The organism is Mesorhizobium sp. CA15, from assembly GCF_020165215.1.
Classification (GTDB): Bacteria; Pseudomonadota; Alphaproteobacteria; order Rhizobiales; family Rhizobiaceae; genus Mesorhizobium.
On sequence record NZ_JAIUHQ010000003.1, the window covers coordinates 207829 to 220751 of the forward strand.

Annotated in this window: 10 protein-coding genes; 4 read left to right on the forward strand and 6 right to left on the reverse strand. The window is 64.5% G+C overall.

Translation table 11 applies throughout. The annotated features are described in order from the left end of the window. Positions 1-170: 170 nt before the first annotated feature. The gene (gene mtnA / locus LB515_RS07645) at positions 171-1265 is read right to left on the reverse strand and encodes an S-methyl-5-thioribose-1-phosphate isomerase (RefSeq protein ID WP_224707320.1); all 1095 of its coding nucleotides are present in this window, start codon (positions 1263-1265) and stop codon (positions 171-173) included. Then, the gene (gene mtnK / locus LB515_RS07650) at positions 1262-2530 is read right to left on the reverse strand and encodes an S-methyl-5-thioribose kinase (RefSeq protein ID WP_224707322.1); all 1269 of its coding nucleotides are present in this window, start codon (positions 2528-2530) and stop codon (positions 1262-1264) included. Before mtnK ends, mtnA begins: the two co-directional genes overlap by 4 nt. Before the next feature lie 136 nt (positions 2531-2666). Between mtnK and LB515_RS07655 the strand changes: the two genes are divergently transcribed. From LB515_RS07655 to LB515_RS07665, 3 genes are all read left to right on the forward strand, one after another. Beyond that, a complete protein-coding gene (locus tag LB515_RS07655) occupies positions 2667-4178 on the forward strand; it encodes a sugar ABC transporter ATP-binding protein (RefSeq protein ID WP_224707324.1) in 1512 nt (503 codons plus the stop codon). A 77-nt stretch (positions 4179-4255) separates the two neighbouring features. Next, on the forward strand, positions 4256-5251 hold the full coding sequence (locus LB515_RS07660) for an ABC transporter permease (RefSeq protein ID WP_224707506.1): 996 nt from the start codon (positions 4256-4258) through the stop codon (positions 5249-5251). A 35-nt stretch (positions 5252-5286) separates the two neighbouring features. Then, a complete protein-coding gene (locus tag LB515_RS07665; RefSeq protein ID WP_224707325.1) occupies positions 5287-6339 on the forward strand; it encodes a substrate-binding domain-containing protein in 1053 nt (350 codons plus the stop codon). Positions 6340-6412: 73 nt separating this feature from the next. Here the strand turns inward: LB515_RS07665 and LB515_RS07670 are convergent, their stop codons facing one another. Next, positions 6413-6652 (reverse strand): DUF1127 domain-containing protein, encoded by a 240-nt coding sequence (locus LB515_RS07670; protein WP_224707326.1) that lies wholly within the window; start codon positions 6650-6652, stop codon positions 6413-6415. Positions 6653-6886: 234 nt separating this feature from the next. On the opposite strand from LB515_RS07670, the gene LB515_RS07675 reads away from it, so the two are divergent. Further along, the gene (locus LB515_RS07675) at positions 6887-8392 is read left to right on the forward strand and encodes a winged helix-turn-helix domain-containing tetratricopeptide repeat protein (protein ID WP_224707327.1); all 1506 of its coding nucleotides are present in this window, start codon (positions 6887-6889) and stop codon (positions 8390-8392) included. Positions 8393-8446: 54 nt separating this feature from the next. On the opposite strand, the gene LB515_RS07680 is transcribed toward LB515_RS07675, so the two are convergent. The 3 genes from LB515_RS07680 to LB515_RS07690 all read right to left on the reverse strand — a co-directional run bounded on the left by LB515_RS07680 (position 8447) and on the right by LB515_RS07690 (position 12839). Next, the gene (locus tag LB515_RS07680) at positions 8447-9511 is read right to left on the reverse strand and encodes a D-alanine--D-alanine ligase family protein (protein WP_224707329.1); all 1065 of its coding nucleotides are present in this window, start codon (positions 9509-9511) and stop codon (positions 8447-8449) included. A 224-nt stretch (positions 9512-9735) separates the two neighbouring features. Then, on the reverse strand, positions 9736-11790 hold the full coding sequence (locus tag LB515_RS07685) for a bifunctional aldolase/short-chain dehydrogenase (RefSeq protein WP_224707331.1): 2055 nt from the start codon (positions 11788-11790) through the stop codon (positions 9736-9738). An 83-nt stretch (positions 11791-11873) separates the two neighbouring features. After that, on the reverse strand, positions 11874-12839 hold the full coding sequence (locus LB515_RS07690; RefSeq protein ID WP_224707332.1) for a sugar-binding transcriptional regulator: 966 nt from the start codon (positions 12837-12839) through the stop codon (positions 11874-11876). Positions 12840-12923 lie beyond the last annotated feature (84 nt).

Below are 12923 nucleotides of genomic sequence, written 5' to 3' on the forward strand. Positions count from 1 at the left end.
AGGGCGGAGCAAGGAGCGAAGCGACGCGCGCAGACCCTAGGATCCATGCCGTGGCGCTAAGGCATTGCAACGGTTACAGAATTCTGCACCGTTGCGCTCGATGACGGAGGTCACGGCATGGATTCTCGGGTCAAGCCCGAGAATGACGACGTGCTGGGGAGATCAGCTAATTACCCCCGTTCCGGAAACATCGCCTTCAGCCCCTCGCGCGAGGCCTTCGCCACGCCGCGCTCGGTGATCAGCCCTGTCACCAGCCGCGCCGGCGTCACGTCGAATGCCGGATTGGCCGCCGGTGTCGCATCCGGTGAGACCCGCACCTGCGCGACCTTTCCGTCGGCCGTCTTTCCCCACACCAGCGAAACCTCGTCGCCGGAGCGCTCCTCGATCGGGATTTCCTTCAGCCCGTCGGCCACTGTCCAGTCGATGGTGGGCGAGGGGAGCGCGACATAGAAGGGCACGTCATTGTCGGCGGCCGCGAGTGCCTTGAGATAGGTGCCGATCTTGTTGCAGACGTCGCCATCGGCCGTGGTGCGGTCGGTGCCGACGATCACCATGTCGATGTCGCCGCGCTGCATCAGGTGGCCTCCGGCATTATCGACGATCAGCGTGTGCGGTACGCCGTGTCCCGCCATTTCCCAGGCGGTGAGCTGGGCGCCCTGGTTGCGCGGCCTCGTCTCGTCGACATAGATATGCACCGGAATGCCGGCCTCGGTCGCCAGGTAGATCGGCGCGGTGGCGGTGCCGTAATCGACCGTCGCCAGCCAGCCGGCATTGCAATGGGTGAGGATGTTGACGCTCTCGCCCGGCTGCTTGCGTGCCGCGATCTGCCTGATGATCGCAAGCCCGTTTTCGCCGATGGCGCGGTTCAGCCCGACATCCTCATCGGCGATCTCGGCGGCCCGTCTGTAGGCCGCCTCGGCACGCTCTGCAGGCGCGAGCGGCTTGAGGTGCCGGCGCATCTCGTCCAACGCCCAGCGCAGATTGATCGCCGTCGGCCGTGTCCTATGCAGCGTCTCCCACACCGCGTCGAGTGCTTCGTCCGATGGGTCGTCCATCATCTGGATGGCGACGCCATAGGCCGCGGTGACGCCGATCAGCGGCGCGCCGCGCACCCACATGTCGCGGATCGCGGTGGCGATGCCGGTGACGCTTCCGATCTTCTCGATGCGGAATTCATGCGGCAGCCAGCGCTGGTCGATGATCTCGACCGAGCGCTTGTCGTCGCTGAGCCAGATGGTGCGATAGTGGCGTTCGCCGACGTTCAAAGGCTCTTCTCCTGTTCGATCAGCGCGGCCAGCTTGTTGACCTCGTCGATGCTGTGGATCTGGCGCCGGTTGACGGCGATATGGCGGCCGAAGCGCAAAGCCTTGGCTTCACATCTGGCGCGCAGGTCTTGATCGGCAATGGTCTCGAAATCGGCATTGTGGGCGAGACCCAGGATGCGCCGGTGCACCTCGATGCCGGCAAAGCCGAGCAGGTCAGTCCAGATGGAGTGCAGCATGTGGTCGAGCGCCTGCTCGGAGCCGAGCAGATCGCCCTGATCCTCGAACAGGCTCTTCTGGTAGAGGATACCGCTGCGCTCGGTCCGCCACAGATGCGAGAACTCGGCGCGGAAGGTCGCCCAGGTCTCAGCCGTGACGCCGAGCAGATAGGCGCGCATGGAGTCGCGGCCGCCTTTCTCCTCGTGGCCGCGCTGCGAGAAGAAGGCCATCCAGAAATTGGCAAGCAGCATGCCGACATCGAAGGCGATCGGGCCGTAGAAGGCGAATTCCGGATCGATCATCCGGGTCTCGCTGTCGGTCACCATGATCGAGCCGGAATGCAGGTCGCCATGCAGCAGCGTCTCGGCATTGGCGGCGAACAGATGCTTCAGCCGCTGCGCCTCGACCTTGAGATCGCGGTCGGCGCGCAGCTCGGCGACCAGGCCGTCGAGCTGCGGCGAGGTATGCCGGTTCATCTTGGCGTCGAAATAGGGGTCGGAGAACACCAGGTTCTCGGTGATGTCGCACAGCTCGACATTGTCGGCGAACAGCGCAAGATCGGCCTTGCGCTCCTTGGCTGCCATCGACAGGTCGGAGCCGCGGAACAGCGTGCGCGCCATGAACAGGCCGATGTCGCGTGCGATGTTCGGCAGCTCGCGGCCGTCGATCAGCGCCCGCCTGAGGATGATGTGCGGCGGCGCCAGATACTCCATCACGATCAGCGCCTGGGTCTCGTCGAAATGGTAGATCGCCGGTACCGAGCCGGGCGCACGGCGCTCCTGCCTGGTCAGCGCATGATATTCGAAGAAGGAGCGTTTTAAGGGCAACGGCCAGCTGTCGCCGACCAGCCGCACATAGGGCAGCGCCTGCTTGACCACCGCGGCACCCTTGTCGCCTTCGACGATGAAGACGAGGTTGAGATTGCCGTCGCCGACCTCCTGTACCTTCCAGCGGCTGGTGTCCTTGCCGATGCGCTCCGTGAGCGCCGCGGTCTCGCCAAGGCGCTTCGGCAGCGTCTCTACCGACAATGCTTCGAACTTCCCGGTCATGCTCTCCCTCCTGCGCGTGGTTTCCGACGATAGCGGAGCCACGGCGGCGGGGCCAAGCTAGGAAGCGCTCTGGCAAATGTCAATCGTGTTGACAATTGCCGAATGAGCCCATAGCGTCACGATCCGGGAGGAACGGATGGGCACAGATGCCGTGTTCCATGTGGAAGGCCTGAGGAAATCCTTCGGCCAGAACGAGGTGCTTGGCGGCATCTCGCTCGACCTCTTTGCGGGCGAGGTGACCGTGCTCATGGGCGCCAACGGCGCCGGCAAATCCACCCTGGTCAAGATCGTCAGCGGCGTCTACGAACACGGCGCAGGCTCGATGCGGCTTGCCGGCAAGGCCTTCGACCCGCAGACACCCGCCGAAGCCATCCGCGCCGGTGTCGTCACCGTGCACCAGAACATCGATGACGGCGTCGTCGCCGACCTCGACGTCGCCACCAATCTGACGCTCGACCGGCTAAGCGGCAAAGGCGCGTCGTTGCTTTTCAAGCCTGCCAATGTCCGCGCCGAGGCGAGAGCCGTCGCCGACCGCATGGGACTTGCCATCGACCTCAAGGCGCGCGTCAGCGACTTGTCGTTGGCGGATCGGCAGATGGTGGCCATCGCCCGCGCCATGGCGCATCGGCCCAAGATCCTGATCCTCGACGAGCCGACCTCTTCGCTATCGAGCGCCGAGGCCGATCGGTTGTTTTCGCTCATTGATCGGCTGCGCGGCCAGGGCGTCGCCATCCTCTATATCTCGCACCGGATGTCCGACATCAGGCGACTGGCCGACCGCATCGTGTCGATGCGCGACGGCGTGGTCTCCGGCATTTTCGACCGGAAGCCGCTCGACTATGAGGGCGCGGTCAACGCCATGCTCGGCCGCAAGATCCATCTCGACAGGGTGGTTGCCAGAAGCTCGGCCCGAGCCGTCTTCTCCGCCGAAGGGTTGCGGCTGGCGCAAGGATCGCGGCCGATCTCGATGACGCTCGGCGCCGGCGAGGTGGTGGCGATCACCGGCCTGGTCGGCGTCGGCAAGACGGCTTTGGCGGAAACGCTGTTCGGCGTGCGCCGGCCGCTCGCCGGCACCATGCATATGGACGGCAAGCCCTACGCGCCGGGCTCTGCGCGCGAGGCAATCGCCGCCGGCGTCTTCCTGGTCGCCAAGGACCGCGCCGCGAGCGGCATCGTCGGCGGCTTCAACATCGAACGCAACATCAGCCTGCCGTTCCTCAAGCGCATGTCGGGCTTCGGCGTCATGAAGAAGCGCGCTGAGCGCATCGCCGCCCGCCGCCAGATCGACGAGCTCGGTATCGTCTGCCGCTCGGAGAAGGACGAACTCTCCGCGCTTTCCGGCGGCAACCAGCAGAAGGTGATGGTGGCGCGCTGGATGTCGCAGGCCTCGCGCCTCTTCATCCTCGACGAGCCTTTCCAGGGTGTCGATATCTCGGCGCGTCGCGACATCGCCGCCAAGCTGAGGGCAAGCGCCGACGGCCGCGCGACGCTGATCTTCGTTACCGAGCTCGACGAGGCGCTGGAGACCGCCGACCGCATCCTGGTGATGTCGGAACACACGATCGTCGGCGAGCACCGCAACGATGACATCGATCTCGATAGGCTGCTGGCGGAAGTGGCCGGCGGACCGCTTCACAGCGCGGCGTGAGATCGCAGGATGACGAGACCCGGAGTGCAGGCATGAGTTCCAGTTTGGCGGGCAAGGCAACGGCGCGGGAGCGTTCGATGACATTGCGCGATTACGCCATCCGCTACGGCTTCATCGTCCTGCTGGTCGGGCTGATCGCCTATTTCGCAGTTGCAGCCGATGGCTTCGCCTCGCCGCAGAGCGCCGTCTTCATCTTCCAGTCGGTGGCCATCACCGGCGTGCTGGCGCTCGGCGTCACCGCGACGCTCGTCGTCGGCGGCTTTGATCTCTCGATCGGCTCGGTCGCCACCAGCGCCATGATGGCGGCCTCCTACGCCATGGTCGTGCTGGAGCAGAACGCAATCGTCGCGGTCCTCGCCTGCCTTGTCATCGGAGTCATCGTCGGCCTGATCAATGGCTGGCTGATCGTCTATATGCGCGTGCCCGATCTTCTGGCCACGCTCGGCATGATGTTCCTGCTGCTCGGCCTGCAGCGCATTCCGACGGAAGGCCGCTCGATCGCCACCGGCATGACCATGCCCGACGGCTCGGTCGCCAACGGCAAGTTCTCCGAAGCCTTCTTGGCGCTCGGTCGCCACCGCATCGACTTCTTCATCCCGAATCTGATCCCGGTTTCGGTCGTCGTGCTCGTCGTGCTCGCGGCGCTGATTTGGTTCTTCCTCGAATACACGCGCTTCGGCCGCATGATGTATGCCGTCGGCAGCAATGAGAGGGCGGCTGAGCTCGCCGGCGCGCCTGTCAAGGCATACAAGATCTGGGCTTATGTGATTTCGGGAGTTTTTGCCTCGATCGGCGGGATTTTGCTCGCCGCCCGGCTTGGACGCGGCGACATCGCCTCGGGTAATAATCTCTTGCTCGACGCAGTCGCGGCGGCGCTCATCGGCTACGCGGTGCTCGGCGCCGCCAAGCCAAACGCCTTCGGCACCGCCGTCGGGGCGGTGTTCGTCGGCGTCCTGCTGCAAGGCCTGACGATGATGAACGCGCCTTACTATACGCAGGATTTCGTCAAGGGCGCGGTGCTTGTCGTCGCCCTTGTCTTTACCTTCGCCCTTTCCGGCAGGGGCAAGAGATAGTTTCGACCGGGGCATAACAAATGGAGGAAAACGAAGTGAGCATTACAAGAAGACTTTTGGGGAAGGCGGCACTCGGCCTCGCCGGTGCGGCGCTGCTGATGCAGGGAACGGCGCTTGCCGCGGACCGTCCGGCGCCGTTCGACAAGCCCGGCGTCAAGATCGCGCTGGTGCGCTATCTGTCCACCGGCGACTTCTTCCAGGCCTATCTCTCCGGCGTCGAGGCGCAGGCCAAGGCGCTCGGCGTCGACCTGCGCGTGCTGGACAGCCGCCAGGACGCAGCACTCCAGGCCGACATGGTCGACCAGGCCATTGCGCTCGGCGTGCAGGGCATCATCATCCAGCACGGCCTGACAGAATCGATGAAGGACGCCGCTCAGCGCGCGGTCGACGCCGGCATCAAGGTCGTCGCCTTCGACGTCAATGTCGAGAACCCGAAGATCCCGCAGGTCGAGCAGTCCGACCGCGACCTGGCGAAGCTCGCGCTCGAGCAGGCGGTAAAGGACAATGGCGAGAGCTGGAAGGCCGGCTATGTCTATGTCGCCGGCATCGCCCCGCTCGACCGCCGCAACGAGACCTGGGTCGACGTGAAGAAGAAATATTCGGGCATCAGCGAGGTCGCCATGTTCGGCACGCTCGACAACCCGATCGCCAACTCCGTCGCCAACCAGGCGCGCTCGGTGCTGCAGGCGCATCCCGACATCAACGTGATGTTCGCCCCCTATGACGAGTTCGCCAAGGGGGTGAAGATCGCCGTCGATGAGGCCGGGCTCAACAAGAAGATCAAGATCTATTCGGCCGACATCTCGACCTCGGACATCGCCGCGATGCGCGAACCGGACAGCGCCTGGGCGGCGACCGCCGCCACCAACCCCGCCGTCGTCGGCCAGGTCTCGGTGCGCGCGCTGGCGCAGCTGCTCGCCGGCGAGGATCCCGGCCACAACGTCATCGTGCCGCCGACGCTGATCACCCAGAAGGAGCTGATCGACAAGGACATCAAGAACATGGAAGACCTGTCGGCCAAGCTGCCGCAGTTCGCCCATGCCGATGTCGCGATGCCGGCCTGGATGCCGAACCCGAACGCCAAGTAAGGTTCGGACGGTCGCAAATGAAGAGAGCGGTCCAACGGACCGCTCTCTGCCCTTCGGCCGGCCCAAGGCGGTTTTATCGCTGCCAGAAGGGCAGCTTGGCGATCTCCGCCTCGACCTCTTTTCTCGTCAGGCCGATGTCGTCGATCAGATGCGGATTGTCCGTCGCCATGCGCTTGAGCTCGGAGCGGAAATAGGCCTGCTTGCGCCGCTCGGCGATAAGGTCGCGCAAGGCCGCCAGGCTGAAACGCCCGCGTCTTGAGCGCGTTGCCGGTGTCGCCGCCAGACACGTAGAGGGCGTGAAGCTATCGTTCATGGCAACCTCCATCGAATGAGGGTCTTGAACCCTCGACCTGATTGAGATTGCAGTGTGCCGCAGGCGGCCGGCGGCGTAATTAAGCCCTCCCAAATAGTTCTCAAAACTTCCAAATCGGCTAGAGCGGTTCACCGTTTCACGAAAACGGCGAACCGCTCTATCCCTTTGTTTTTACGCAATTCCGGACGGAAAACCGCTTCACACTTTTCCTGGAATTGCTCTATAGATCGCCGCATGCAGGGATCGCGCTTCGCTTTCGGACCGTTCGTGCTTGATCCGGGCGCGGGAACGCTGCTCCGGGGCGATGTTCCCGTCGCCGCCAGCCATCGCGGGCTGAAGCTGCTGGAGGCGCTCGTCGTGCGTCCGGGCGAAATCCTGGCCAAAGCCGAGCTGATGGATGCGGCCTGGCCTGGCATGGCAGTCGAGGAAGGCAATCTCACCGTCCAGATCGCGCAGCTCAGGAAGCTGCTTGGTCCGGCGACCGGTGGCGGTGAATGGATCGCCACGGTGCCGCGCGTCGGCTATCGCTTCACCGGCACCGTCGAACGGCCCGACGCCACACGCAAACCTTTGCCGCTGCCCGACAAGCCGTCGATCGCCGTGCTGCCCTTCGTCAATCTGAGCAGCGATCCCGAGCAGGAGTCTTTCGCCGACGGCCTGACCGAAGACCTGATCACCGATCTCTCCCGGATACCGGGCCTCTTTGTCATCGCGCGCAACTCGGTCTTTGCCTACAAGGGCAAGGCAATGGACGTGCGCGCCATCGCCGGGGAGCTCGGCGTACGATACCTGCTGGAAGGCAGCGCCAGGCGCGCCGCGGGGCGGGTGCGCATCAATGCCCAGCTGATCGATGCGCTGAGCGGCGAGCATCTCTGGGCGGAGCGTTTCGATCGCAGCCTTGAGGACATTTTCGCCCTTCAGGACGAAGCGACGGCCAAAATCGTCGAGGCGCTGCTCGGGCGGCTGCGCGCATTGCCGGAGCGCAACCGGCCGAAGAGTCTCGAAGCCTATGATCTCGTCGTGCGGGCGCGAAAACTGTTCGACGAGTCGCCGCAAATGGCGCGCGAAGCGCATCTGATGCTGACGCGCGCGGTCTCGCTCGACCCGGACTATGCCGAGGCCTATCGCTGGCTCGCGATGAACCATTGGATGGGCTGGGTGCATTGGGGCGAGCCGTTCGAGCCCGCCCGCAGCACGGCCCTGGAACTGGCGCGCAAGGCGGTGGCGATCGATCCCAACGATGCCGGTTGCCGCTGGGTTCTGGCGAACCTTCTTGCCTATGAACGCGATTTCGAACGGTCCGAGGCGGAATTCGCCAAGGCGATCGAGCTCGACCCGAACGAAGCCGATATCTGGGCGACATTGTCCGATATCGACGTGCTGGGCGGGCGGCTAGACGAGGGCCTGGAGCACATCCGCAAGGCCTTCCGGCTCAACCCCTTTCCGCCGAGCTGGTATTATCTGACGCTCGGCCAGGCACAGTATGCGGCCCGTGACTATGAGGCCGCCGTCGAGACGCTGCGTCGCGACGAGACTTACCGCACAAGCTCGCGCCGCTTTCTGGCGGCAAGCCTGGCGCAGCTCGGCCGTCTCGACGAGGCGCGCACCGAGGTCGCGCTGTTCCTCGTCGGCAATCCGCATTTCTCCACGCAGCGCTGGGTCGAGACGGAGCCGTTCCGCGACGATGCAACACTCAGGCATTTTGTCGACGGCTTCCGCAAGGCCGGCCTGCCGGAGTGATGTGGCGACATGGCCAACTGGCCGCTGCCGGGATTTCGTATCCTCAGGTCTTTTTCACCGGCCGGCGCGCGCCAGCCCATGCGCCACCAGACGGTCGATGACCTCCGGATAGCTGACGCCGCTCGCCGCCATGGCCTTGGCGTACATGCTGATGTTGGTGAAGCCGGGAATCGTGTTGAGCTCGTTGATCAGGAAATTCATGTCCGGCATCAGGAAGAAGTCGACGCGGGCCATGCCGTCGCAACCGAGCGCCCTGAACGCTCTTGCAGCCGCATCGCGCATGGCATCCTCGACCTCCTGCGGCAGCTCGGCTGGCACGATCAAGGCCGCGCCATTCTCGTCGATATATTTGGCGTTGTAGTTGTAGAAACCGTGGCTCTCCGCAGGCACGATCTCGCCCGGCCGTGAGACGAAGAGTTCGCCCGCGGGGCTCTCCAGCACGCTGTATTCGATCTCTCGGCCACGGACGAATTCCTCCGCCAGCAGCTTGCGGTCATGTTGGAATGCTTCCGCCAGCGCGTGGTCGAATTCTTGGCTGGCATTGACCTTCGCGACGCCGACCGACGAGCCCTGCCGCGCCGGCTTGATGAACAGCGGCAGGCCGAGCTGGTCTTCCAGTTCGGCGAGCGGAGGCGCGGCACCTTCATTGATCGTCACCGAGCGCGCCACAGGCAGTCCGGCCGCCTTCAGCAGCCGCTTGGCGATGTCCTTGTCGAGCGCCGTGGCGGAGCCGAGGATGCCGCAGCCGGCGAGCGGCACGCGTGCCACCTCGGCCACGCCCTGCACCGCGCCGTCCTCGCCATGCAGGCCGTGCAGGACCGGAAACAGGATATCGATGGGAGGCAGGTCGTGGGGCACACCGCCGGCAGGGATCGCCAGCACCCGTCCATGGCCGCCCGGCACCAGGCAGAGCTGCGTGCCGGCCGACGGCGTCGCCAGCGCGCCGCCCTCGAAGCGGCTCAGCAGCCATTGCCCTTCGCGGGTGACGAAGATCGGCACGGCATCGTATTTCGCCGGGTTTAAGGCAGCCATGACGTTGGTTGCTGAAAGCAGCGACACTTCATGCTCGGCGGAGCGCCCGCCAAAGAGCACGCCAATACGAAGTCTTTTCACCGCCATCTGGAGCTCCACCAATGATCAAGGTTGGAGCCGCATGCGAAACACGAGGCACCCCTTAAACTGGTTGAGCAATACGCGAAGAATTGGTGTGGATTTTGACGGGTTCGAGCAGTTCTTCAGCAGAAGCGCGGAAGTCCTTCAGTTCGGAACGGCGTCAAAACAGGGACGATGGAGCGTTCTTCGTTTTCACGAAACGAAGAACGCTCCAACGCATGCCCACATGTTCAGCGCAGTGCCGCCGCGATGTTGCCGCCGTCCACCGTCGTCACATCCGCCGTGGTGCGCTCGGCCAGCGCCTGGTGCAGGAAGGCCTGCGCCACGTCGTCGGCCGTCACTTCCTGTCCCAGCAGATTGCCGGACATGTATTCTTTTTCGGACACGCCGCGCGCGCCGGAACGGCTGGCGATCATCGCGTCGGTCAAGAGACCCGAACGGATGCGGTCGGCGTTGACCGCGTTGGAGCGGATGCCATAGGCGCCGTAGTCAAGCGCATACTGCCGCGACAGGAACAATGTCGCGGCTTTCGGGATGCCGTAGGCGCCGAATTTCGGGCCGGGATTGATCGCCTGCTTGGAGGTGTTGAACAGCAGCACGCCGCCCGTACCCTGTTCCAGCATGATGCGTACCGCATTCTGCGCCGCCGACTGGTGGGCGAAGAAATTGAGCTCGAAGCTTTTGCGCAAAGTGGCGTCGTCGAGCTCGCCGATGCGGCCTTCCCAGGCAGCGCCGGCATTCGAGACCAGGATGTCGAGGCCGCCATAGACCGAGACTGCCTTGTCGAAGGCGGCGCGCATCTCGGCCGGCTTGGTGATGTCGGCGCCGACGCCGATCGAGTTGTTGCCGGCCGCCTTCGCCGCTTCCGCTGCCTTGGCTGGGTCGAGATCGACGATCACGGCATGCGCGCCATTGGCCGCGAACAGTTTTGCCGTCGCGGCGCCGATGGCGCCGGCGCCGCCGGTGATCAGCACCACCTGGCCGGTCAGCGGCTTCGGCTTGTTCGAAGCGAGCTTGGCCTGCTCGAGAGACCAGTATTCGAGCGGGAAGAGGTCGGCCTTGGAGAGTGGATGGAAATTGCCGATCGCTTCCGCGCCGCGCACCGCCTCGATCCACATCTCGCCGACATCCGACGCGATCTTGGCATCCTTTAGCGTGCGGCCATGGCCGAACATGCCGAGGCCCGGCACCAGAGTCAGGCGCGGCATCGGGTCGAGCATGGTGCGCTTGACATTGTCCAGCGCGTCATTGGTCTCGAAATAGGCGGTGTATTCCTTGACGAAGGCATCGACATGGCTGCGGACGGCGGCCTTGTAGTCGCCGAGCTTGTCCATGTCGGGCGCCGGTACCGCCATTGGTCCGGTCTTGATGCGGATCGATAGGTCCGGCGTCGATACCCCGCGCCCGGCCAGCTCGGCGATCTTGGCGGAATTGATGAAGTCGACGATCGCATCCGAGGTGCGGAAGTCGCTGATCATGCGATCGAAGCGGCCTTCGCCGCGCGCCACAGCCACGGCGCCGCGCAGCGTCGGCGCGATGTCGCTGGGCTTCGCAAGCTTTGCCGGCAGCGCTGCCTTGGGCGCCTGCGGCTTGCCGTTTCTGGCGACATAGTCCTCGGCCATGGTCACATAGTGGATCATGCGGCCATAGGCCTGCCTGGCGTCGTCGCCGAAGGTGAAGATGCCGTGCTTGTCGAGAATAAGGCCTTCGACGCTGGGATCGGCGTAGAAGATTTCCGCCGCGGCCTTGGCGAGGTCGAAGCCAGGTTTGATGTAGGGCACGTAACCCATCTTGTCGCCGAACACCTTTTTCACCAATGCCTTGCTGTCTTCCTGGTCTACGATGGCGAGGATCGCCGTCGAATGCGTGTGGTCGACGAACTTGTGCGGCAGGAAGGCATGAAGCAGCGTTTCGACCGACGGGTTGGGCGAGGACGGATCGATGAGGTTGGAGCGCTGCAGCGCCACCATGTCCTCGTCGGAGAGCTTGTCCAGGGAGCGCGCCTTGAGCAGCGCGCCCATTTTCACCGCCGGCAGGCCTTGCGGCTCGATGACCGCCATGTCCCAGCCGCTCCCCTTGACGCAGAGCACGTCCCATTCGTCGCCGACGAGATCGGTGGCTTTGGTCTTGCAGGAGGTGTTGCCGCCGCCATGCAGCACCAGGCGCGGCTCGCCGCCGAGCAGGCGGGTCGTGTAGACGCGCAGCGCAAGGTCGCGGTCGACGCCCTTCCTGGCATAGTCGGCGACCATCTTTTCCGCGTCGGCGTCATTCCAAAGGTTCTGCATGTCGATCCGTCCGATTCCGTCTTTTCTTGCTCATGAACAGAAGGCCGCGACGTCGTGATGACAGAAGCGGCGAGGGTGGTTTTCTACGAGGCCTTTTTCGTTGCCGCGCCGGCGTGCTGAAGCAGGCGCTCGGCCGTATGCGCGCCGACCACCAGATGCGTGCACAGCCCGCCGGCGATGGCCGCAAGCAGCGGCTCGAACTTGGTGTCTTCCTGCACTACCATCAGCCGCTTCTCGATGGCGCGCAGCGAGGCGAGCTCGGCGGAGATGACGCGCCTATTGTAGCTGCAGTCGAGCACTTCGCCCATGGCGTCGATGATCTGTCCGGCGATGACGCCGGCCGCACCCTGGCGCCGCAACGTCTCCATCTCGGCCGCCGACAGCGCGCCGCATTTCACCAGATGGCTGTCGGCGTCGACCGCGCCGACGGAATAGAGCGCCAGATCGCAATCGGCGATGCCGGCCAACTGGTCGCGGATCACCGGCTCGGCACGCAAACCTTGCGCCAGGCCTTCCGTCGACAGAACCAGCGGCGCGTAGAAGTTGAGGCCCTTGGCATTCAGCCGTCGCGCGATCTCCATCGTGCACTGGTCGGGCCGGTAGGAATAGGGCGCGCCGAGATTGCCGCAGAGCTGCACCACGGTGACGTCCTGCAGGTCGGCATAGGACATGATGTCGGCGATGGTATAGACGGTGCGGCCCCAGGCGACGCCGATGCGGTCGCCTTTTTTCACCAGCTCGAGAAAGACGCTCGCCGCCAGCACGGCGATATCGGTCGAGGGATCGGCAAGGTAGGCATTTTCCGGCGCGATCCAGACCGCGTCGAGATCGAACGCATCTTCCAGCCGCCGCGCCATGACGTCGTCGGTGAAGAGCTGGGTCGAGGTAGAGATGTTGACGATGCCGGTCTCGCGCGCCTTGCGCAGATACATGGCGACCGAGGCGCGAGAAATGTTGAGCTGGCTCGCCACTTCGTCCTGACGCAGGCCATGCGCATAGTAAAGCCAGGCGGCCTTGTGGATGAGCTGTTCTGCCGGTCTGATAGCCATGCCGCCTCCTCGGCTGACATTAGTCACGGCTCTCGACAAAAGTCAAATTTGCCTGCGCGAGCTGCGATCGTCTCGCGGCGCGGC